Source organism: Paenibacillus sp. 2TAB26 (assembly GCF_052115145.1).
In the GTDB taxonomy this organism is placed as follows: Bacteria; Bacillota; Bacilli; order Paenibacillales; family Paenibacillaceae; genus Pristimantibacillus.
In genome coordinates this window covers 85,497-107,311 of sequence record NZ_JBFRGC010000020.1, presented here as the reverse complement: position 1 = coordinate 107,311, position 21,815 = coordinate 85,497, and the positions used below count along the sequence as shown (strand labels likewise).

The following is a 21,815-nucleotide window of genomic DNA, read 5'->3' as shown; positions in this document are numbered from 1 at the left end:
GATGGAAATGCCACAGCTTCAATTTGACGAAAATCATATTAAGGACGTTATAGATCGTGTTGTAGATCGCACATTCAGAATGGATTTTAGCTGGGATTGGCCGGGCGGTGTTGCTTTCTATGGGGTTGCGGAAGCGTACGAGGCAACAGGTAATGAACGTTATATTCAGCTTTTGCAGGAATGGATTGATGAGAAGCTGGAAGACGGCTTGCCGAAGCTATCAGTCAACGGAGTATCCATAGGTCATGCTTTAATTTCATTGTACAAAGCAACTGACGAGCAAAAATATTTAGATGTCGCCATTCAAATGGCCGAATACTTAAAAAATGATGCGGTACGATTCGCAGATGGCATTTTCCAGCACACGGTCAATTCAGAAACGTATAATTTTCCTGAGCAAGCGTGGGTGGATACGATGATGATGGCGGGTTATTTCCTCGTGCGTATGGGACATTTGCTAGGACGAAACGACTATTTGGAGGATGGCCTAAAGCAGTATCACGGTCATGAGCATTTTTTACAAGATCCCGTTACGAACCTCTACTATCATGGCTGGGACAATATTGCACAAAATCATATGTCCTCGATCTTCTGGGCACGCGGAAACTCTTGGGCTGCTCTTACAATGGCAAAGGCATTGCCTCATATAGCCGTTCAGCATCCTTCATTTATGATTATTGAAGGCTCAATGCGAGATCAGCTAAGTACATTAGTGCGTATGCAATCCGAAAATGGGCTATGGCACACGGTTTTAAACGATGATAGCTCCTATCATGAAACATCGGGTTCAGCAGGAATTGCGACTGGATTATTCGCTTTTGGTTCCTTATACAACAAATACATTCAGCGTTCGATCGAAGGTATTTTGAGCCAAATTACAGAGGACGGCGCAGTGCTGAATGTATCAGCCGGCACAGCAGTTATGAATGATTTGCAGGGCTATCGTGAAGTGGCTCACAAACGTGTACAAGGCTGGGGACAAGGACTTGTGCTTGCGTTTTTGGCGGAGCTGTTGAATTCCAAGAAACGTGTATTTTAATAAAAAGCTGCTTGTTTCAAGTTTAATAACTATGTTAAAGTAGCACTAATAGATAGGAAATCAGGAAGGCATCCTGATGCGGTTTGTAACTTACAAACGGCGTCGGGATGCCTTTTTTTTGTTCGTATTTTATGCTGGAGGGATCGATATGGAAGGTACGGAAATGATATTTTCGCCTTATGCAATAGGATCTGTGGTGGGGGATCGATACCGAATTGTCGGCATTCTTGGGCGAGGCGGCATGGGAGTCGTGTACGCCGCTGATGATATGAAGCTCGCAAATAAACGAAGAGCTATGAAAGTAATTGCACCGCTGCCAGGCGGTCGGAAATATGCAGAAGAAGCACAAATGATGATGAGGCTGGAGCATCCGCAGCTTCCATTAATGGTCGACTACTTCCCTCCGAATGAGCTGCAATTCGAAGCACTGGTAATGGAATATATTGAAGGCTGCACGATTGCAGATTTATTTCGTTCAAACGGAGCACAGCTAACCTTTACAAACATAATTGATATCGGATTACAGCTATGCTCAGCAATTCGTTACTTGCATGAACATACGCCTCCAATTATTCATCGTGATTTGAAGCCCTCAAACGTGATGATTGACAAAAAAGGAAATGTGAAACTAATTGATTTTGGTATTTCACGCCAATATATTAACGGCAAGGACAAAGATACCGTTCAGCTTGGAACGTATGGCTTCGCAGCGCCGGAGCAAGCAGGAGCAGGGCAAAGCGATGAACGTACGGACATTTATGGACTCGGTGCGCTGCTGTATTTTATGGCTAGTGAGGGAAGTATTTATCATCAGAAAGCGAACTGGACAGCGGAGTCTGCTTTATTTACATCTTTGCAGCCAGACGTTCCGAAAGCCTTTAAGCTTGTGCTAAAACGTTTGCTTCAACCCGATCCTCAATATCGATATGCAACTATTGCTGAAGCGGAGAAGGCGCTAGAGGTTTTTGTAGAGCCTGATAGCGACAATAAGGTGTTCTGGAATCAACAAAAAAGCAAACCCCGTACACAATTAAATCAGAAGCTGATCGGCTTATTATCTTTATCCTCAGGTGCAGGGTCTACCTTTTTGACGCATGCGCTTGCAGTCCTGCTTGGGAGGCAAGGCGCTTCAATAGCAGCAGTCGAATACGACGATACTAAGCCTGAATGGCATGCATGGTTATCTGGACATAAAAGTATCAGTAATTATGAACAGTCTGGTCAGCTAATGCAGGATAAACGTTATATCCAGTATAAACATAATGATTTAGAAGTAAATTGGTTTTCATTTCGTTCTGAACTAAGCTCCGATGATGCTAAATATGATGCTATGGCTTTTGCACAAATGCTTCGGACTTCATCAACTATGTACCAGCTATTCGATTTCTCTGGCAGATGGAAGGAGTCTAATGCTTTATCCATGCTGAAGCAGTCGCATTTCGTATTTGTAATTGGTGATCCTGCTGTAGTTAAGTGGCAAGCGAGCGAATTAAAGCTGCTAATGGACTTGAAGCAAAAAATGAAAGCCACAAGCGGAAAATTATTTTATATCGCGAACAAAGATCTGAACTACCATGGTCGGAATGAATGGCTTTCCTTATTTCCCGACAAGCCATTAGCCATCGTGCCGCGACTTCCGGAAGAGACGCTGCTTTCTTTGCAATGGAAAGGGCTCTGGGCAACGGATGAATCGCGCTTAAATAAACGATTAAATCATGCGCTTTCGCCCATTTTACAGCTCCTTTATAAGGAAATGAACACAAAATGACCATTTTTGTGGTACAATGATACGGGCAAAACGACACATTTCACAAGCTATAACTATGGTTCATATATGAATGGAGATAAAGACAAATGAGTTTGTTAACAGTTGAGCAATTATCACATACGTTCGGAGATCGTGTGCTTTTTAAAAATGTAGCCTTCCGTTTGTTGGATGGAGAGCATGTTGGCCTAGTCGGTGCGAATGGTACAGGCAAGTCAACACTGATGAATATTTTAACAGGCAAACTGTTGAAGGATGAAGGAAAGGTCGAATGGACACCGCGTGTTCGTTACGGCTACTTGGATCAACATACGAAGCTTGAAGCAGGTAAAACAATCCGTGATGTACTGAAGGATGCTTTTTTACCTTTGCTGCTATTGGAAGAAGAGCTAAATAACATTGCAGCTCAAATGGGCGATGCAGATTCAGATAAATTAGATGAGCTGCTTACACGTATGGGTGAGATTCAGGAAGAGCTGGAGATCGGCGATTTCTATTTAATTGATGTAAAAGTAGATGAGATGGCAAACGGGCTAGGTTTGAATGCGATTGGACTTGATCGTGATGTTACTGCACTTAGCGGCGGTCAGCGGACAAAGGTACTGCTAGCGAAGCTGCTTCTTGAAAAACCAGGTGTTCTACTGCTCGATGAGCCTACGAACTATTTGGATGAAGAGCATATCAATTGGTTGACTAACTATTTAAAAAACTACCCGCATGCGTTTGTTCTTATTTCACATGAAACGAGCTTTATGAACCAAGTGGTTAACGTGATTTACCATCTAGAATTTACGAAGCTGACACGCTATTCGGCCAATTATGATAAATTTCTTGAAATGGCTGACCTGAACAAGGCRCAGCACATCGATGCATACGAGAAACAAAAGGATTTTATTAAGAAGCAAGAGGATTTTATCCAAAAAAACAAAGCACGCGCTTCAACATCAGGACGTGCTAAGAGCCGCGAGAAGCAGCTTGATCGTATTGATCGTATTGATAAACCGGAAGAAGCGGCTAAACCAACGTTTAACTTTAAAGAATCGAGAACGAGCGGCAAGACTGTATTTGAGGCAGAAGGCATGGTCATTGGCTACAATAAACCTCTGCTGCCAAAAATGGACATGGTCATTGAACGTGGTGATAAGATTGCTATCGTAGGATGCAACGGCGTTGGTAAATCTACACTGCTCAAAACCATTTTAGGCGTCATTCCAGCCCTTGACGGCAAAACCTATCTGGGCGATTATTTAAATCCTGCTTACTTTGAGCAAGAAGCAAAAGCTCCGACCATGACGCCGCTTGAGGATGTATGGGATGAGTTTTCCTTCATGACCCAATCAGAGGTTCGGGGTGCCCTTGCACGCTGTGGCTTGAAAAATGAGCATATTACACGCTCGCTTAACCAGCTCAGCGGCGGCGAGCAAGCGAAAGTTCGTCTATGCAAGCTTATGATGCGCGAGAGCAACTGGATTCTGTTCGATGAGCCGACGAACCATTTGGACGTTGTGGCTAAAGCGGAATTGAAGCGTGCTCTCAAGGCTTATAAAGGAACAGTCGTGCTTGTATCTCATGAACCGGAATTTTACGAGGATATGGCTACCAAAACATGGGATGTAGAAGCCTGGTCGATGCAAAACTAGGAGTGGTTTTAGCTTAATATCCTTTATCTTCGTGAAGATAAACACCCTCCGTGGCAATTGCCGGTCTACTCTTCTTGTAGATCGGCTTGCTTGCATTTGTGATAGGTCTTCATTATGATAAATTTAACCGTATTTATAGAAGAAGATACGGTTGATTAACGGCATTAATATTATTTACAACTGGAAGCAGGTGAACCTCTAGAATGAAAGAACGTATTCTAGTCGTCGAAGATGAAGCGGGTATTTCCCGAATTTTACAACTTGAGCTTGAGCATGAGGGTTATACCGTAGGAACTGCCGCTGATGGCAGAACCGGATATGAAATGGCTTCGACAGGTGAATGGGAGCTTGTATTGCTCGATGTCATGTTGCCTGAGATGAGCGGAATTGAAGTGCTGCGATTACTGCGACAAGCAGGAAATCCTGTACCTATTATATTGTTGACTGCACGCGACACCGTACCGGATAAAGTAAGCGGATTCGAGCATGGAGCAAATGATTATATTACAAAGCCGTTCGCAATGGAGGAGCTGCTGGCGCGCGTTCGCAACATTTTGCGTATATTCCAGCAGTATCCGAAAGAAGCGGAAGGATCCGACATGATCAAGGTTGGCGACTTAACGATCGAGCTGCGCACACGTAAAGTTTATCGCAAAGATATTTTGATCGAGTTAACGCCGCGTGAATTCGAGCTGCTCGTATACCTTGTGGAAAACAAAAATGATGAGAAATCGCGTGAAGATATTTTATCCGAAGTTTGGGGATATGATTTTATCGGTGAAACAAATTTAGTAGATGTTTATATCCGTTATTTGCGTCAGAAGTTGGACAAGGGTTATCGTCATAAGCTTATTCATACGGTTCGAGGAGTAGGTTATATGATAAAGGAGCCCGATGCATGACACTCCGCAAACGGTTTACGCTTTTCACCATTTTTTGGCTTATTTTTATTTTGATTCTATTTAATATTTTTGTGTATTTCTATGTGATCAAAATAACGACTGAAAGTGAAGAAGAGGTCATTGCGAATAAAGTGAATCTCATGCTTGAGAATCCCCGAATTCAGAGCGGCCGAGGTTTAAACTATCCGGAGCTGCTCAATGAGTATTACAACGTAAACGAAATGATCCGCATCATTGCGCCTAATAACAGGGTTGTAAATATAACAGGAACGGATGAGCTGTTGCAGCAGCTGCCAGCGACCTTTGAGGTACATCACCATACCGGGATGATCACGAAGGGCGGAGAACGAATTTTGTTCATGCGAGTTCCGCTATATGACGGCAATCGTGTCATTGCAATGCTTGAGATTAATCGAATACTAGATGAATTGGACAATTATTTGCAGGTGCTGGTCGCAGCGTTAAGCGTCACGAGCGGCGGTGCCATTTTGTTTGCCATATTCGGAACGTATTGGTTTACTTCAAGACTAACGGCGCCCATTCAGCAAATGGTTAATACGATGCGAGAAATTGACCGAAGCGGGAAACTTAGACAAATTGAGCTTAGCAACCGTGAGGAATCTGCTGAGCTTCTGCAGCTCGTTCGTGCATTTAATCAGATGATTGAACGACTTGACCGCACATTTGCTAAGCAGAAGCAATTCGTAGCAGATGCTTCTCATGAGCTCAAAACTCCTCTAACTGTCATCAGCAGCTATGCTGGTATGTTAAAGCGTTGGGGACGTGACGATGAGAGCTTGCGAAATGAAGCAATTGAAGCAATCGATAAAGAAGCTAATCGTCTGCAAAACTTAACAAAATCCATGCTTATGCTCGCTGAGGCAGAGCAGGAGGATTGGCTGAAGCAGGAGCTGTTTGATGTTGTTCAAGTGGTTGATGAGCTAGCAACGATGCTGCAAACGACGTTCGGCAGACCGATTCGAGTGAAAGCGATGTCCAAGGCGGTTCGTATGGTTGGAGACAAGGACAAAATCAGGCAGCTGCTCGTCATTTTGCTCGATAACGCAATTAAATACTCGAAGGACCCGATCGATATTACGATTACACTCGTTAGACATATCGTGAAAATCGAGGTTAAGGATAAAGGAATGGGCATTCCAGAAAACGAAATTCCGCATCTATTCGAGCGCTTCTACCGTGTGGATGGAGCCAGAAGCCGCACAACAGGCGGAGTAGGTCTCGGCTTGTCCATTGCCAAACGAATCATAGATTTGCATGAAGGAAAGGTAGATGTGTTTAGTCTGCCGGATTTGGGAACGACGATTACTTTGCAATTTAAACAGCGCAAACAATAACGATACGATTGGAGGATTTAACGAATGAAGTTTCGTACGGCAGCCGTTCAGTATAAGCTTGCTGATATTAATTCGTTTGAGCAATTCGCAGAACAAGTAACACATTATGTACGCAATGCCTCGGAATACGGGGCACAATTTATTTTGTTTCCTGAGTTTCTGACAACCCAATTGATGTCGATTGGAGATGAGCAGGGCGTAGCGCTTCCTATTGATCGGCTTCCTGAATTCACGGAGGATTATCTTGCTCTCTTTCGCTCACTAGCTGCTGAATATGAGGTTTACATTGTTGGAGGCACCCACGTGATTAAACAAGCGGATGGAAGTTTGCGCAATGCTGCGCATCTCTTTCATCCCGATGGGAAAATTGACGTTCAGCATAAAATCCACATTACACCACCAGAAGTAGAAGGCTGGAATATGTCGGCAGGTGAAGGTCTTGAGGTATTCGAGACCGCTTATGGCACCATTGCGATGCTCACTTGCTACGATATTGAATTTCCAGAGATTGTTCGAATGGCTCGTGCCAAAGGAGCAGATGTTATTTTCTGTCCATCGTGCACGGATGATCGTCATGGGTTTTATCGCGTAAGATACTGCTGCCATGCTAGAGCAGTTGAGAATCAGGTATACATCGTAACGACAGGTACAGTTGGCTCACTTCGTAAAGTCGATCTGATGCGTGCAAATTTTGGTCAAGCTGCAATTATTGCTCCGAATGATATTCCGTTCCCGCCAGCCGGTATATTAAGCGAAGGCATCATCAACGATGATATGCTTGTCGTGGCTGACCTCGACTTAACTTTACTTGAGGAAGTTAGGCTGAAGGGTTCTGTTACGACGTGGCGTGACCGACGCACCGATTTGTATACCGATTGGACTTGATTTTTTTATCTTGTTTAGCGAAGAAAGGGGGAGACCGTGATGCGTAAGGAGCTGTTCTTGTTCATCGATGGAAAGCCGCAAAAAGCAGTCATTCGTAATTATAAACCAGCAGATTTTGATGGATTAATTGAAGTTCAGCGGCTAAGCTTTCCCCCGCCTTACCCACAGGAGCTTTGGTGGAACAAAGAACAATTAACTGAACATGTGAACCGATTCCCTGAAGGTGCCTTATGCGCAGAGGTTGATGGAATGATTATTGGCTCCATGACCGGAGTAACCATCGATATGAATGATTATGGCCATGCACATAATTGGGAAACGATTTCTGACAGTGGTTATATTCGCAATCATGATATAAACGGAGACACTTTGTATGTAATAGACCTTTGTGTCATACCGGAGTTCCGAAAATCTGGCATTGGCAAATGGCTCATGCAATCGATGTATGAAACGGTTGTTCAGCTTGGTCTTATGAGATTGCTTGGGGGTGGCCGCATGCCCGGTTATGGGGCGCTAATACAAGAGATGACGCCAGAAGCTTATTTGGAAAAAGTGCTAACTGGAGAATACAAAGACCCTGTCATTACTTTTTTGCTTAGATGCGGACGGATGCCGATTGGGGTTGCTCATGACTACTTGGATGATGAGCAATCGGGTAACTGCGCTGCAATCATGGAGTGGCGTAATCCATTTAAATAAGGAGATGTACATATATGCTAACCTATCATCGAATCGTAAGCATTGAGGACAAATATTTTGAACCATTACATAAGCTTCTTCAAACGATTTTTCCGCCTGAGGAAGTTCTTGCTTATGAACTTTGGCGCGAGCCGCTTGAAGACCCAACCATTCATGTATATGTTGCATTGCATGAGGGGGAAGTCGTAGGTTCAACGGAATATCGTTATTATCCAGAGCTTCGCGTTGCTATGACTGATTTTACGATTATCGGAAAACCATCACTTGGCATCGGTCGTTTTCTACTCCGCAATCGAGAACAAGATTTGCAGAAGCTAGCTGAGCAGTCGGGTACTTTCTCGCTTGGCATGTTTGCTGAGGTATATGACCCTTATCGCGCAGGTGAGCATGCATTTGGCAGAGTTTCACCTATGAATCCGTTTGTGCGTCGCGAAGTGCTGTCACATATCGGCTATAAGAGAATCGCTTTTCCTTATGTTCATCCTTCTTGGGACCATGAAGGCCAAGCTGTTGCTGAACTGGACTTATGTTTCCTTCCGAAAAATGAAGAGCAAACAACGATTGATGCAGCTCTAATCGCCTCATTCTTAGAAGGCTATTATGCCGCATTGCCAAACAAGCCGGAACAATGGCTTCAAATGATGGAACAAATCCGTGCATCGGAGTCGTTTGAGCTGCTGCCGCTATGACGAAGCTGATTTTTAGGGGAACGGGAGATTCCATGAGTGTGCCTCGCATTTATTGTGAATGTGAGGTTTGTGAGGAAGCACGGGACACACAGGAAAACCGTCGTTATAGATCGTCGTTGCAGCTGGAGGATCAAGAAGCTGGAACGGTGTGGATTGACTGTGGGTCGGACTTCGCAAAACAATTAGAGATGGCATCACTGCGTGAGATCGACACACTGCTCATTACACATGCTCATTTTGACCATATCGGAGGATTGGTGGAGTGGGCAGACGCTTGTCGCTGGACGAAAAAAAGAGGTCAAGCTTACGCGCCCACTGAAGTCATTAAAGAAATATTAGATCGTTTTCCTTGGCTAAATCGGCAGATTGAGTTCCATTCATTTGACACTCCTATTATGCTCGGCAAATGGCGAGCATATAGCTGGCGAGTCAATCACGGGAAAAACGGCTATGCCTACGCATTTCGCTTTGAACATTCAGAAACAAACTGCAAATGGGTTTATTGCTCTGATTCCATCGGCCTGACGGATGAGCAGCAGCAACATTTGGCTGATCTTGATTTGCTTGTACTAGGAACAAGCTTTTACGAAGAGCCTTTTGCTTATGAAACTCGTTCTGTCTATGATGTTGTTGAAGCTATCGAGCTTATCCAGAAATGGAAGCCCAAACAAACCTTTCTCACACATATGTCGCATGATATTGATCTTCGGAGAGATTATAAGCTGCCCGATCACCTTCAATTTGCACGAACAGGCATGTCCATTTCTTTATAGCCATAAACAGTAGATTAAGTCTCGCTTGACAAGCTGCTTGTCTTTTATGTACATTTATTAAGAATCCTATTTTGGATTAACTTTTAACAATATGCTTAAAGGGGAAATTTTAATGTTTGCTGGTGTCCATAACTCATAAATTGGATAGAGTCAGATGAACGTTGGTCTTGCGACGATTCCCAGTGTGAATTCACTGAGATGCAAGGCTCTATTTCGTGATCTGACGCCAAGAGTTCTGGACATGAGGATTTCCGCCTGAAGCAATTCGACAGCGGCCCAATCACCGTGCTCTCGCAGCGCGGTTTTTTTATATCCATTTTCATGTTAACGATTTTGTTAGCGGTGGAAATGGTATTGGAGCATTTGTCGATCAAAGACAGGAATGGAACGCGCCCGCGTTCTGTTTCTGTCTTTTTTTTTTACTCAAAATAGAGGAGGCCATACAGATGAATGAAGCATCTTGGCGAAGATTAGAATTTGATAAGGTAAAAGCAGGCGTAGTAAGCCACACGATTTCACCTGCAGGACGATTATTGGCTGAAAGGCTTGAACCAAGCACGAAGCAGCGGCAAGTTGAAGCGTGGCTGCAAGAAACGTACGAGGCTGCTGAACTTCTCGGAAGCGGGGCAAGCATTCCATTGTCCGCAATGGACGGCATTGATTCGTTTCTGTCGCTGCTTGGCAAAGGTAGAATATATAATGAGCAGGAACTAGAACAGCTGTCAGTATGGTTAAGCTCTGTTGTGCAAATGAAAAAGTACATGTTCAGCAAACGTGAGATTGCGCCAACGATTTCTGCTTATGCGGAGTCTATGTACGATTGCCCCGTACTTAGGGACGAACTAAAACGTTGTATTCGTTACGGCCAGCTGACCGATCAAGCTAGCCCTGATCTTGCCTACATCCGCAGGCATATTTATGCGGCGGAGGACAAGATCCAGAAAAAAATGGAGAATGCGCTTCATAAATATCGTACTGCTCTACAAGAGCCGGTCATCAGCAAGCGCCATGATCGGTTTGTCATTGCTGTAAAGCGCGAGCATCGCAAGCAGGTGCCAGGGACAGTATGGGATGAATCCGCTAGTGGTCAGACCTTGTTCGTTGAGCCATTAGACGCATCAGAGCTTCAGGTGGAGCTGCAGCAGTGGAAGGCGGATGAGGAGAGGGAGCGTACTGTTATATTATCCCGATTGTCTGAATATACCGAATCGTTCTCCTTTGAGCTGTTTCGCAACGTAGAAGCTATGGCTTCATTTGACTTTATTACGGCAAGAGCGAAGCTCTCTAGGTCGTATAACGGTAAAAAAATCGAGTTATCCGATCAGCCAGTCGTTAGACTCGTCGGTGCACGCCATCCACTGCTAGGACAACATAGCGTACCGCTGCATGTGGAGCTCGGATACAAATGGAAACAGTTAATTATTACTGGACCGAATACAGGTGGCAAAACGGTAACCTTGAAAACCATTGGATTATTCGTATTGATGGTTCAATCTGGCCTCCTGGTTCCAGCTGAGAAGGGGAGCGAGATCGGTGTATTCCAGCACGTTATCGCCGACGTTGGAGATGGACAAAGTTTGGAGCAATCACTGAGTACATTTTCTTCTCATATCACCGTTCTTAAGGATATGCTTCAAGCGGCTGGCCCTAGAGCACTGCTTCTGCTTGATGAATTGGCGGCGGGTACCGATCCATCAGAAGGGATAGCGCTCTCTATCGCACTATTAGAACAACTGTTGAAAAAAGGAGCATTAGCAGGGGCAACGACTCATTTTAATGAAATTAAAGCTTTTGCTGCTCGAACCCCTGGATGCCAAAATGGGAAAATGGCTTTCGACGCGGAAACGTTAAAGCCGCTTTATCGCTTAGAGATGGGGGAAGCAGGAGAGAGTCATGCATTCGCGATAGCAAGGCGCTTTGGTCTGCCGGAAGAGGTGATGCAGCGTGCAGAACATTTGCTTGTGCGGAAAGAAAATCAATTTCATGAAACACACACAAATGAGCAATTAAGAAATGAAAAGGAAGCTCAGAAAACGTCATCTACAGCAGCAACAGATTTTATTAACAAAAATATTAAAAAGGTTGATGAAACGAAAGCACAGAGCCCGAAAGAAGCAAAAAAACCTTTTGAGAAAGGTGATGCAGTATGGATCTATCCTCTAAATAAAATGGGTGTAGTATATCGGCCTGCAGATGAACGAGGAAATGTGATTGTCCAAATTCAAGGGCAAAAGCTTACGTTCAATCATAAACGGTTGAAGCTGTATATCGCCAAAACGAAGCTTTACCCGGGTCAAAATGAGGAGTATGATCTCGATATTGTGTTTGAATCAAAGGAGAATAGAAAAGCTCGCAAGCTGATGAATCGCAAGCATGTAGATGGTTTAGAAATTGTTACAAAAGAGGATGAAATTCTCTAAAGGATTAATCTCGAAAAAACAAAAGACCCGACAGGAGGATTAATTGCCTCGGTTGGGTCTTTTTGTTGAAATCGTTAGTCACGACTTTGGATGACTAACAACAAGCCTTTTCTTATGGAGATGGTTCCAGTAGATGATACAAGGACATTGCTAATCCCGAGAGACTGACCAATCGTTAGCTCGGCGTCAGTCAGCGGATATTGAAAACCATCAAGCGTAATTCCTTCTACTTTTAACGACAGCGGAAGCAAAGAAACGTTTGGATATCCTTGCTGCTCGATGTTTAATTGATCGCTAATCAAAGAAATTTTATTATGGTCATCGATAATCGTCATTTTCACCTGTTGCTGGGAAGAAAGCGCGAGCAGGTGGACATTAGCAAGTGAATGATCAAATCTAGTGCCCAGCGCTCCAAGTAAAATGATTTCAGTAGGCTGCAAGTCCAAGGCGAGACGTATGGCCATTTCCGTATCGGTGTAGTTTTTGTCGATGGGGTCACAAGCTATCGTTTGACCGCTATTTTTACGAATTTCTAACAAATCTTCTTCTGATACGGAATCAAAGTCTCCGATCGAAATATCCGGACGTCGTCCGTTCTTAATGAGAAAGCGAGCACCGCTGTCTGCTCCAATAAGCAGATCATCGGGCTTTATATGTGCAAGTGCCCAGGCGCCAAGCTGGCCGCCCGTGCATATGACGATGCGAGGATGCATGATGAATTTTCCTTTCTTTTTGGCGAAATCTAATGTAATTCACTCCAGTATAATGCCTTTTGTTCTATAAAAACTAGAGGAGTGGAATAACTGTATGGATAAACGAATGAATTTCACGAAATTTGTCGTTGCGTATCCACATCCTCCCAGCTAAAATGATGAATGAAAGTCAAGGTGCATTGATCGGTTCATGTACGGGAAGCGAGGAGCATTTGCTGTGAGTATGGACATTTTTGGTATTTTTAGCATTATCGGAACAATTGCCTTTGCAGTCAGCGGAGCGATTGTCGCTATGGAGGAAGAATACGATATACTAGGTGTGTTCGTGCTTGGACTTGTCACAGCATTTGGCGGCGGTGTCGTGCGTAATCTGTTGATAGGTATGCCAGTTACATCGCTTTGGAATCAAGGATACCTACTCAAAATAGCTATCATTGCCATGACGATTGCTTTTCTATTGCCTGTTGACTGGATTCAGCGCTGGCGACGGAGCGAGGCGTTTTTTGACGCGATTGGATTATCAGCCTTTGCTATTCAAGGAGCGCTGTATGCAACGCAAATGAAGCATCCGCTCAGTGCGGTTCTTGTTGCGGCGATGCTGACAGGGATTGGCGGCGGTATCATTCGCGATGTGCTGGCAGGCCGTAAGCCGCTTGTGCTAAAAGATGAAATTTATGCCGTATGGGCCATGCTTGCAGGTCTCGCGATTGGACTTGGTTGGATAAAATCAACCTTGGAGCTCTTGGTTTTATTCGTTATTATTATTAGCTTCCGGATGCTATCTGTCTATTTCAAGTGGAAGCTGCCAAGACGCACGTTACATATTCATACTTCTAATGAACAGCAGAAAAGAGGAATATCATGAAAGCTCGCATTTTATTTGTTTGTCTCGGAAACATATGCAGGTCCCCAATGGCTGAAGCCGTTATGCGCCATCAGGTAGAGCAAGCAAAATTGACAGATCAAATTATGGTTGATTCCGCAGGAACCGGTGACTGGCATTTGGGTCATCCGCCGCATGAGGGAACGAGGGATCAGCTGGATCAGCACCAAATTTCACATCAGGGTATGAAAGCTCGATTAGTTACGCCTGATGACTACAACACGTTTGATTATATCGTATGTATGGACACAAACAATTTACGAGATGTACGCAAGCTGTTTTTTGGAGAAGGTAAATCTACAGCAGAGGAATCCAAACGATTGTTTACTTTTATGGAGCTGCTGCCTGGAAAAGGAATAGCCGATGTGCCTGATCCTTATTATGAAAACAATTTTCCGTTTGTTTATGAATTAGTCGACAGCGGATGTAAGGAGCTTCTCAAACGGGTAAAAGCAGATTTGCAATTAAATGAATAAATTCATTAAAAAAGCTGTCCAACAGTTCCGAAAGGAGCCAGCTGGACAGCTTTGCTTTTGATTATTCAACCTCAATGAAATAGGCGAGAGCTTTATCAAGCTCTTTTTGCCAAAAACCCCATTGATGCTTGCCGTCTTTTTCTTCATAGAAGACAGTAGCTTGATTAAGTTCGAGCAGCGCCTTGGCGTTGCGATTCAAAGCTACAAAATCAAATACGCCACGGTCTGTTTCATAGGCATCCTCTTGCAGACCAACAATCATATAAATATTGAGCCAGCTAAGGTCTCCTGCTGCGGAAATGATGTTTTGGGATACGCCATAAAAAGCACCTGATAATGACATGACACGTGTAAATAGCTGCGGGTAGGAGAGAGCTAAATGCAAGGAAACGGAGCCGCCGAGTGAATCGCCTGCCAATAATCGATGCTCTGGTTCTTGTCTTACCGCATAACGTTCCTCAACAAACGGAATGAGCTCTTCCGCGAAAAACCGAATGTATGCCTCGTGCCGATTGCCATCTGGCGTGTATTCCTCCGTGCGCTGCTTTTTGTCGACATCAACACCTACAATAATGAAGGGCTCAAGTCCCTCATCCAAAATCAATCGCGTCGCTGTAGTAGCAATTCGCCCAAAGTTGAAAAAATCTTCGCCATCCTGGCAATAGACGACCGGGTAGCTAAGCACCTCGTTATAACCTGGCGGCAAAAAGATACGTAAATTGCGGCTTTGTTCAGCCAAATATCGGCTTGGCACGGTTTCCTTTACTATTGTTCTCTTCAAATATCGCTCATCTGTCATTTCTTTCTCTCCTATCGGTTGAATTTATTGAATGGAAAACATCTGTTGTGGGTAAACAATAGAAAGACAATCAAAGGAATCACATCTATTTCTGTCTTGTTGTATTATGCTGTTATACTAATAAATAAAGTCTGTAGCATATACAATTTCTTAAAAGAATGATGAGAATCAGCGAAAAAACAACGGTTTTTGTGTTTTTTGCTTTGACCATTTTCATTAAACAGGTTTATAATAATTCTATAACAGAGGTAAACGATTTTCAAATATTTCGATTGAGGTGAGCGATCAAAATGAGCAAATTGCCATACGAAGTTCAAACGGAACCGGTAACTCCGCTATCTGTCTTGTCACTCGACGGGGAAGTTGTTAACCCGGACTTATTGCCAGCTTTGTCTGATGATCAATTAAAAGAAGTTATGTACCGCATGGTATTTACTCGTACATGGGATGAGCGTGCTGTTAATTTAGGCCGTCAAGGAAGACTTGGCTTTTACGCTCCAGTATCAGGTCAAGAAGCATCAATGGTTGGTAGCGAATACGCGTTAAACAAAGATGATTTYATTTGCCCAGGATACCGTGATATGCCACAGCTTGTATGGCATGGTTTGCCATTGTACCAAGCTTTCCTATATTCTCGCGGACACCAACAAGGTGGTCAAATTCCTGAGGATGTACATGTTCTTATGCCGCAAATCATTATTGGCGCACAAGTATTGCACGCAACTGGCGTAGCAATGGCATTTAAGAAAAAGAATGAAAAACGTGTAGCTATCACTTATACAGGCGACGGCGGTTCGTCAGAAGGCGACTTCTACGAAGGCATGAAYTTCGCAGGCGCTTATAAGCTGCCTGTCATTTATGTTGTACAAAACAACGGCTATGCTATTACTACACCTTACTCCAAGCAAACAGGCGCTTTGTCTGTTGCACATAAAGCTGTTGCTGCTGGTATTAAAGGTGTTCAAGTGGATGGTATGGACGTACTTGCTGTTATCAAAGCTGTTCAAGAAGCAGCAGAGCGTGGCCGCAATGGCGAAGGCGCTACTTTGATTGAGCTTCTAACTTACCGTTTCCGTCCGCATTCCTTGGCGGATGATACGACTAAATACCGTACAAAAGATGAAGAAGCAGAATGGGCTTTAAAAGATCCGCTTGTTCGTTTCGGTAAATATCTAGAGAAAAAAGGCTTGTGGACTGAAGAAGACACAAACCGTGTGAAAGATGAAGCAAAAGCAACTGTAACTGAGCACATCAAAAAAGCTGAAGCAGTTGAAAAAATGACTGTAGCAGGCTTGATCGATAGCATGTTCGAAACAACACCGCAATACTTGGAAGAGCAAAAGGACGATTTTCAATAGAAGAGGAGGATCTGACGATCATGGCTCAAATGAATATGTTGGAAGCAATTCGCGATGCGATGCGCGTAGAACTTAAACGTGATTCGAACGTTGTCATCTTTGGTGAGGACGTAGGTAAAGTCGGCGGAGTATTCCGTGTGACAGAAGGTTTGCAGGATGAGTTTGGTGAAGATCGCGTATTTGATACGCCTCTTGCTGAGTCAGCTCTTGCAGGTATGGCAGTTGGTATGGGGTTGCAAGGCTTCCGTCCAATCGCTGAAATTCAATTCGTAGGTTTTATTTATGAAGCGCTTGACCAAATGTTTGTCCAAGCTGCTCGTATGCGTTACCGCTCTGGCGGTCGCTACAACTCACCAATCGTATTCCGTACACCTTTTGGCGGCGGCGTTAAAGCGGCTGAGCTGCATACGGATTCCCTTGAAGGTCTTGCTATTCAAACGCCGGGTATTAAGGTAGTTATTCCTTCAAACCCGTATGATGCAAAAGGCTTGATGATTTCTGCAATCCGTGAGAATGATCCTGTATTTTTCATGGAGCACTTGAACTTGTACCGTGCGTTCAAGGCTGAAGTTCCTGAAGGTGAATATACAGTTGAGATCGGCAAAGCAAATGTTGTTCGCGAAGGCAGTGACGTAACGATTATTTCTTATGGTCTTATGGTTCACACAGCTGTCAAAGCAGCAGAAGAGCTTGAAAAAACAGGCGTGAGTGTAGAAGTTATCGATCTTCGCACACTGCTTCCGCTTGATATCGATACAATCGTTGCTTCAATTAAGAAAACAAACCGTGCTATTGTCGTTCAAGAAGCACAAAAAACTTCTGGCGCAGCAGCAGAAATCATTGCTCAAATCAATGAAAAAGCTATTCTGCACTTAGAAGCTCCAGTACTACGTGTTGCTGGTCCGGATACTGTATATCCGTTTGCTCTAGTTGAGGATGCGTGGCTTCCTACGGTAGCACGTATTTCTGCAGCAGTTAACAAAGTACTGAACTTTTAAAGGAGGTTAAAGCGGTGGCTAAATTCGAATATCGTTTCCCAGAGCTCGGCGAAGGTTTGCACGAAGGCGAAATCATTAAAGTGCATATCAAAGTCGGAGACACGGTTACAGATGATGACATTATTATGGAAGTTCAAAACGATAAAGCGATCGTCGAAGTGCCTTGCCCAGTAAATGGTAAAGTACTCGAAGTACTCGTAAAAGACGGACAAGTTTGCCACATTGGCGAGGTTGTTGCAATTATTGATGCAGAAGGCGAATTGCCAGAGCAAGCTGAACCAGCAGCAGCTGAAGCACCTAAAGCAGAAGCTCCTGCAGCGGCGGCAGCACCAGCAGTTGAGGCGCCTAAAGCTGAAGCTCCTGCAGCACAAGCAGCAGCTGCTCCTAAAGCAACTGGCGGTCTTGTACTAGCAACACCTAGCGTTCGTAAATTTGCACGCGAGCAAGGCGTAGACCTAACACAAGTAGGCGGAACTGGCAAAAACGGACGTATCACTCGTGATGACGTAACTGGTTTTGGCGGCGCTCCTGCTGTTGCGGCTACAGATGCATCTGCTCCTGCAGCTGAACAATCAAGCAACGCAGAAGTTGCAGCTAAAGGTGCTGGCGAAGCTAAACCTGCAGCAGTATCGGCTGGAACACCTTACCGTCCTGAAGAGCGTGTACCATTCAAAGGTATTCGCAAAATCATTGCTAACGCAATGTCGAAATCGGTTTATACAGCTCCACATGTTACGATCATGGATGAGGTTGATGTAACGGAGCTCGTAGCACTTCGTGCTAAATATAAGCCGTATGCTGAGAAAAAAGGCTCCAAGCTTACGTACTTGCCGTTCATCGTGAAAGCTCTTGTGGCAGCATGCCGCGAGTTCCCGATCTTGAACGCAACGCTTGATGAGGCTAATCAAGAAATCGTTCTTCGCAAATTCTACAATATCGGTATCGCTACAGATACAGATAACGGCCTAATCGTGCCGGTTATTGAAGATGCAGATCGTAAAAACCTATTCAAAATTGCTGACTCGATCCGTGATCTAGCTGCTCGCGGCCGTGACGGTAAACTTGCTGCTAACGAGCTTAAAGGCAGCACAATCTCGATTTCCAACATTGGTTCCGCTGGCGGTATGTTCTTCACTCCAGTTATCAACTTCCCAGAAGTTGCAATTCTTGGAACAGGCAGAATTACTGAAAAAGCAATTGTTCGCAATGGTGAAATCGTAGCTGCTCCTGTAATGGCTCTTTCACTTAGCTTCGATCACCGTCTTATCGACGGCGCAACAGCTCAAAACTTTATGAATTACATCAAAACACTTCTGGGTCAACCAGAACTGTTCATAATGGAGGTATAAGACATGGTTGTTGGTGATGCTTCCCTAGATATTGACACTCTAATTATTGGTGCGGGCCCAGGCGGTTATGTAGCAGCGATCCGCGCTGCTCAACTTGGTCAAAACGTACTCATCGTGGATAAAGAACATGTAGGCGGCGTATGCTTGAATGTGGGCTGTATTCCATCGAAAGCACTTATTTCCGCATCACATCAATATGAATCAATCAGTCACGCTTCCGCATTCGGTATCGAAGTTGGAGAAGCTAAGGTTGACTTTACAAAAGTGCAAGAGTTCAAAAACGGCATCGTGAAAAAATTGACAGGCGGCGTTGCTTCTCTTCTGAAAGCAAACAAAGTCCAATATTTCCAAGGCGAAGTTATGTTTATTAACGAAAACGAAGCGCGTGTATTCAACGATCAAGAAGCGCCTCGTTACCGCTTCAAAAACTGCATTATCGCTACAGGATCACGTCCAATTGAACTAAAAGCTTTCCCTTTCACTGGCCGTATCGTATCTTCAACAGGCGCATTGTCCTTGCCAGAAATTCCGAAGAGCCTTGTCGTTATCGGCGGCGGCTATATCGGTATCGAGCTTGGTCAAATGTACTCCAAATTCGGCACAAAGGTTACAGTAATTGAAGGCTCCGACGCGATTTTGCCGGGCTTTGACAAAGATATGTCTAACATCGTTGCGAAGAAACTAAAAAGCACGAATGTGGATATCATTACTGGCGCACAAGCAAAAGGTGCTGAGCAAACAGATAAAGACGTTACTGTAACGTATACAGTTGGCGATAAAGAAGAGAAAGTAACTGCGGATTACCTGCTCGTAACGGTTGGACGTCGTCCAAATACGGATGGTGAGCTAGGTCTTGACCTTATTAACGTGAAGCTGTCCGATCGTGGACTAGTTGAAGTTGATGAGCAATGCCGCACTAACATTCCTCATATTTATGCGATTGGCGATATTATTGCTGGACCTGCGCTTGCGCACAAAGCAATGTACGAAGGCCGCATCGCAGCTGAAGCCATTTCGGGTCAATCTAGTGTTATTGACTACAAATGTGTACCAGCAGTTTGCTTCTCTGATCCAGAATGCGCAAGCGTTGGTTTCAGTGAGAAGGAAGCAAAAGACAAAGGTCATAATGTAAAAGTTGGCAAATTCCCGTTCGCAATCAATGGACGTGCAATGTCGCTTAATGCAAATGAAGGCTTTGTTAAACTCGTATCCGATGCAGACTCCGGTCTTGTACTTGGTGCGCAAATCATCGGTATTGAGGCTTCCAATATGATTGCTGAGCTTGCTTTGGCTATCGAAATGGGCGCAACTCTTGAGGATATCGCACTTACAATTCACGCGCATCCTACACTTGGTGAAATCGTGCTTGATGCAGCTGAGGTTGCACTTGGCCACCCGATCCACACTTTTATTAAATAAATCGCAATAATGCTATCGTTTTGCGACAACAGAGGTCACGCGGCTCTCCAGCCGGCGGGGCCTCTTTGCGCTTCAAGAGCTTTAATCCAACAAATAGGAGGCGTACACGAGCATGGAACAATCAACGAAACTGGCTAGAGAATCGCGAACAATTATGACGCAGCTGATCTTTCCTTTGGACACGAATCATTTTGATACGATGTTTGGTGGAAAGCTGATGGAGTACATGGATAAGGTTGCTGCGATCTCAGCCATGAGACATGCACGTATGCAAGCTGTAACCGCATCAACGGACAGTCTTGATTTTTTGGCGCCGATTCGGGTCGGAGAAGTTATTGAGGTTGAAGCCTTTGTTTCGTGGACACATCGCAGCTCGATGGAAGTGTTCGTGTCCGTTCAATCCGAAAATTTGTTCAGTGGGGAGCGCAAAACGACAGTTACTGCTTTTTTCACTTTTGTTGCAATTGATGATCATGGCAAACCTGCTATTGTTCCAACTGTCGTCCCAGAGACAGAAGAGGAGATAAAGCTGCATCTTTCCGCTCCTGAGAGGCATGCGCTGCGAAAGAAACGAAAGCAGGACAGAAATCCTGGTTGATGATATAATTAATTGTTATTTTTCTGATTTTTTTCATGATAGGGAGCAATGTCCAAATGAGCAAAAGCGAACAAACCTACCTGAATTTGTTGAAATATGTTTTAGAACATGGAACAAAAAAAGAAGATCGAACGGGGACTGGAACGATTTCTACCTTTGGCTATCAAATGCGTTTTGATCTTAGCGAAGGTTTTCCGATGCTTACAACTAAACGTGTGCCATTCAAATTAATTGCCAGTGAGTTGATTTGGTTTATTCAAGGAGATACGAACATTCGTTATCTGCTGCAGCATAATAATAATATTTGGAATGAATGGGCGTTCAAAAGATGGGTGGAGAGCGCATCCTACACGGGCCCTGACATGACGAACTTTGGTCTTCGGTCGCAAACGGATGCTGAATTCTCTAAAGTATATGAAGAGCAAATGGATCTCTTTAAGCAGCACATCTTAACGGATGACCAGTTTGCCGCTGAATTCGGCGAGCTCGGCAACGTGTATGGCAAGCAGTGGAGAGAGTGGAAGACGACGCAAGGGGATGCGATTGATCAGCTTAAGGATGTCATTGCGACGATTAAGAAAAACCCGGATTCGAGAAGACTGATCGTCTCCGCTTGGAATCCAGAAGACGTTCCCAGCATGGCACTGCCTCCTTGCCATACGATGTTCCAATTCTATGTAACAAACGGCAAGCTTTCATGCCAGCTTTATCAGCGAAGCGCTGACATTTTCCTAGGCATACCATTTAACATCGCAAGTTATGCCTTATTGACCCACATGATTGCACACGAATGCGGGCTTGAAGTGGGAGAATTCATCCATACGCTTGGAGATGCCCACATTTACACGAATCATTTGGAGCAAATCAAGCTTCAACTCAGCAGAGAGTCTAGACCGCTCCCTCAGTTAAAATTAAACACAGACAAACAATCAATCTTCGACTTTGCAGTTGAGGATCTATCCATTGCGGATTATAACCCTCATCCAACGATTAAAGCGCCGGTAGCTGTGTAAATTCATATTCATTTTTAAAAATGAAGAAAGGAGTTAACCATT

General features: G+C 44.2%; 20 protein-coding genes. 18 read left to right on the top strand and 2 right to left on the bottom strand.

Annotated elements, in window-relative coordinates; genetic code table 11:
- Positions 1-7 precede the first annotated feature (7 nt).
- The 10 genes from AB4Z50_RS22610 (at position 8) to AB4Z50_RS22565 (ending at position 12,167) form a co-directional block, all read left to right on the top strand.
- Positions 8-1,039 carry a glycoside hydrolase family 88/105 protein gene (locus AB4Z50_RS22610; protein WP_441882549.1) on the top strand — a complete coding sequence of 344 codons (1,032 nt, stop codon included), beginning with the start codon at positions 8-10 and terminating at the stop codon, positions 1,037-1,039.
- 76 nt (positions 1,040-1,115) lie between these two features.
- Positions 1,116-2,807, top strand: coding sequence for a serine/threonine protein kinase (locus AB4Z50_RS22605; protein WP_441882449.1), 1,692 nt, complete (start codon positions 1,116-1,118; stop codon positions 2,805-2,807).
- Between the two features lie 86 nt (positions 2,808-2,893).
- Positions 2,894-4,444 (top strand): ABC-F family ATP-binding cassette domain-containing protein, encoded by a 1,551-nt coding sequence (locus AB4Z50_RS22600; protein ID WP_339202673.1) that lies wholly within the window; start codon positions 2,894-2,896, stop codon positions 4,442-4,444.
- 203 nt (positions 4,445-4,647) lie between these two features.
- On the top strand, positions 4,648-5,346 hold the full coding sequence (locus AB4Z50_RS22595; protein ID WP_076265833.1) for a response regulator transcription factor: 699 nt from the start codon (positions 4,648-4,650) through the stop codon (positions 5,344-5,346).
- Positions 5,343-6,701: a HAMP domain-containing sensor histidine kinase gene (locus AB4Z50_RS22590; protein WP_076265834.1), complete on the top strand. Its 1,359-nt coding sequence runs from the start codon at positions 5,343-5,345 to the stop codon at positions 6,699-6,701. The genes AB4Z50_RS22595 and AB4Z50_RS22590 overlap by 4 nt, the downstream gene beginning before the upstream one ends.
- A 24-nt stretch (positions 6,702-6,725) precedes the next feature.
- Complete coding sequence (locus tag AB4Z50_RS22585) at positions 6,726-7,586, top strand: carbon-nitrogen hydrolase family protein (RefSeq protein ID WP_441882443.1); 861 nt, start codon at positions 6,726-6,728, stop codon at positions 7,584-7,586.
- A 39-nt stretch (positions 7,587-7,625) separates the two neighbouring features.
- Positions 7,626-8,285 (top strand): GNAT family N-acetyltransferase, encoded by a 660-nt coding sequence (locus AB4Z50_RS22580; RefSeq protein WP_441882440.1) that lies wholly within the window; start codon positions 7,626-7,628, stop codon positions 8,283-8,285.
- Between the two features lie 14 nt (positions 8,286-8,299).
- The gene (locus AB4Z50_RS22575; protein ID WP_441882437.1) at positions 8,300-8,974 is read left to right on the top strand and encodes a GNAT family N-acetyltransferase; all 675 of its coding nucleotides are present in this window, start codon (positions 8,300-8,302) and stop codon (positions 8,972-8,974) included.
- Entirely contained in the window at positions 8,971-9,747 is a 777-nt protein-coding gene (locus AB4Z50_RS22570) for an MBL fold metallo-hydrolase (RefSeq protein WP_441882434.1), read from the top strand. The genes AB4Z50_RS22575 and AB4Z50_RS22570 overlap by 4 nt, the downstream gene beginning before the upstream one ends.
- Before the next feature lie 446 nt (positions 9,748-10,193).
- Positions 10,194-12,167 (top strand): endonuclease MutS2, encoded by a 1,974-nt coding sequence (locus AB4Z50_RS22565; RefSeq protein ID WP_441882431.1) that lies wholly within the window; start codon positions 10,194-10,196, stop codon positions 12,165-12,167.
- A gap of 74 nt (positions 12,168-12,241) precedes the next feature.
- On the opposite strand, the gene AB4Z50_RS22560 is transcribed toward AB4Z50_RS22565, so the two are convergent.
- Positions 12,242-12,880 (bottom strand): thiamine diphosphokinase, encoded by a 639-nt coding sequence (locus tag AB4Z50_RS22560; RefSeq protein ID WP_441882428.1) that lies wholly within the window; start codon positions 12,878-12,880, stop codon positions 12,242-12,244.
- 223 nt (positions 12,881-13,103) lie between these two features.
- Here AB4Z50_RS22560 and AB4Z50_RS22555 point away from each other — a divergent pair, with 223 nt between their 5' ends.
- Both AB4Z50_RS22555 and AB4Z50_RS22550 read left to right on the top strand, forming a co-directional pair.
- Positions 13,104-13,745, top strand: coding sequence for a trimeric intracellular cation channel family protein (locus tag AB4Z50_RS22555; protein ID WP_076265841.1), 642 nt, complete (start codon positions 13,104-13,106; stop codon positions 13,743-13,745).
- A complete protein-coding gene (locus tag AB4Z50_RS22550; RefSeq protein ID WP_441882425.1) occupies positions 13,742-14,239 on the top strand; it encodes a low molecular weight protein-tyrosine-phosphatase in 498 nt (165 codons plus the stop codon). The genes AB4Z50_RS22555 and AB4Z50_RS22550 overlap by 4 nt, the downstream gene beginning before the upstream one ends.
- A gap of 61 nt (positions 14,240-14,300) precedes the next feature.
- Here the strand turns inward: AB4Z50_RS22550 and AB4Z50_RS22545 are convergent, their stop codons facing one another.
- Entirely contained in the window at positions 14,301-15,038 is a 738-nt protein-coding gene (locus tag AB4Z50_RS22545; protein WP_339202661.1) for an alpha/beta hydrolase, read from the bottom strand.
- Positions 15,039-15,328: 290 nt separating this feature from the next.
- On the opposite strand from AB4Z50_RS22545, the gene pdhA reads away from it, so the two are divergent.
- The 6 genes from pdhA (at position 15,329) to AB4Z50_RS22515 (ending at position 21,773) form a co-directional block, all read left to right on the top strand.
- Complete coding sequence (gene pdhA / locus AB4Z50_RS22540; RefSeq protein ID WP_339202659.1) at positions 15,329-16,396, top strand: pyruvate dehydrogenase (acetyl-transferring) E1 component subunit alpha; 1,068 nt, start codon at positions 15,329-15,331, stop codon at positions 16,394-16,396.
- A 20-nt stretch (positions 16,397-16,416) separates the two neighbouring features.
- The gene (locus tag AB4Z50_RS22535) at positions 16,417-17,394 is read left to right on the top strand and encodes an alpha-ketoacid dehydrogenase subunit beta (protein ID WP_339202658.1); all 978 of its coding nucleotides are present in this window, start codon (positions 16,417-16,419) and stop codon (positions 17,392-17,394) included.
- A 14-nt stretch (positions 17,395-17,408) separates the two neighbouring features.
- On the top strand, positions 17,409-18,743 hold the full coding sequence (locus AB4Z50_RS22530; protein ID WP_441882420.1) for a dihydrolipoamide acetyltransferase family protein: 1,335 nt from the start codon (positions 17,409-17,411) through the stop codon (positions 18,741-18,743).
- 3 nt (positions 18,744-18,746) lie between these two features.
- Complete coding sequence (gene lpdA, locus AB4Z50_RS22525) at positions 18,747-20,162, top strand: dihydrolipoyl dehydrogenase (RefSeq protein WP_076265847.1); 1,416 nt, start codon at positions 18,747-18,749, stop codon at positions 20,160-20,162.
- 112 nt (positions 20,163-20,274) lie between these two features.
- Positions 20,275-20,760, top strand: a complete 486-nt coding sequence (locus tag AB4Z50_RS22520) for an acyl-CoA thioesterase (protein ID WP_441882416.1) — start codon at positions 20,275-20,277, stop codon at positions 20,758-20,760.
- Between the two features lie 56 nt (positions 20,761-20,816).
- Positions 20,817-21,773: a thymidylate synthase gene (locus tag AB4Z50_RS22515; protein ID WP_441882413.1), complete on the top strand. Its 957-nt coding sequence runs from the start codon at positions 20,817-20,819 to the stop codon at positions 21,771-21,773.
- Positions 21,774-21,815: the final 42 nt, after the last annotated feature.

What these genes read in the sequence shown, in the direction of transcription:
- AB4Z50_RS22610 (WP_441882549.1), top strand. Translation starts at nt 8, where the DNA reads ATGCCACAGCTTCAATTTGACGAAAATCATATTAAGGACGTTATAGAT.
- AB4Z50_RS22605 (WP_441882449.1), top strand. Translation starts at nt 1,116, where the DNA reads ATGCGGTTTGTAACTTACAAACGGCGTCGGGATGCCTTTTTTTTGTTC.
- AB4Z50_RS22595 (WP_076265833.1), top strand. Translation starts at nt 4,648, where the DNA reads ATGAAAGAACGTATTCTAGTCGTCGAAGATGAAGCGGGTATTTCCCGA.
- AB4Z50_RS22590 (WP_076265834.1), top strand. Translation starts at nt 5,343, where the DNA reads ATGACACTCCGCAAACGGTTTACGCTTTTCACCATTTTTTGGCTTATT.
- AB4Z50_RS22585 (WP_441882443.1), top strand. Translation starts at nt 6,726, where the DNA reads ATGAAGTTTCGTACGGCAGCCGTTCAGTATAAGCTTGCTGATATTAAT.
- AB4Z50_RS22580 (WP_441882440.1), top strand. Translation starts at nt 7,626, where the DNA reads ATGCGTAAGGAGCTGTTCTTGTTCATCGATGGAAAGCCGCAAAAAGCA.
- AB4Z50_RS22575 (WP_441882437.1), top strand. Translation starts at nt 8,300, where the DNA reads ATGCTAACCTATCATCGAATCGTAAGCATTGAGGACAAATATTTTGAA.
- AB4Z50_RS22570 (WP_441882434.1), top strand. Translation starts at nt 8,971, where the DNA reads ATGACGAAGCTGATTTTTAGGGGAACGGGAGATTCCATGAGTGTGCCT.
- AB4Z50_RS22565 (WP_441882431.1), top strand. Translation starts at nt 10,194, where the DNA reads ATGAATGAAGCATCTTGGCGAAGATTAGAATTTGATAAGGTAAAAGCA.
- AB4Z50_RS22560 (WP_441882428.1), bottom strand. Translation starts at nt 12,880, where the DNA reads ATGCATCCTCGCATCGTCATATGCACGGGCGGCCAGCTTGGCGCCTGG.
- AB4Z50_RS22555 (WP_076265841.1), top strand. Translation starts at nt 13,104, where the DNA reads ATGGACATTTTTGGTATTTTTAGCATTATCGGAACAATTGCCTTTGCA.
- AB4Z50_RS22550 (WP_441882425.1), top strand. Translation starts at nt 13,742, where the DNA reads ATGAAAGCTCGCATTTTATTTGTTTGTCTCGGAAACATATGCAGGTCC.
- AB4Z50_RS22545 (WP_339202661.1), bottom strand. Translation starts at nt 15,038, where the DNA reads ATGACAGATGAGCGATATTTGAAGAGAACAATAGTAAAGGAAACCGTG.
- AB4Z50_RS22535 (WP_339202658.1), top strand. Translation starts at nt 16,417, where the DNA reads ATGGCTCAAATGAATATGTTGGAAGCAATTCGCGATGCGATGCGCGTA.
- lpdA (WP_076265847.1), top strand. Translation starts at nt 18,747, where the DNA reads ATGGTTGTTGGTGATGCTTCCCTAGATATTGACACTCTAATTATTGGT.
- AB4Z50_RS22520 (WP_441882416.1), top strand. Translation starts at nt 20,275, where the DNA reads ATGGAACAATCAACGAAACTGGCTAGAGAATCGCGAACAATTATGACG.
- AB4Z50_RS22515 (WP_441882413.1), top strand. Translation starts at nt 20,817, where the DNA reads ATGAGCAAAAGCGAACAAACCTACCTGAATTTGTTGAAATATGTTTTA.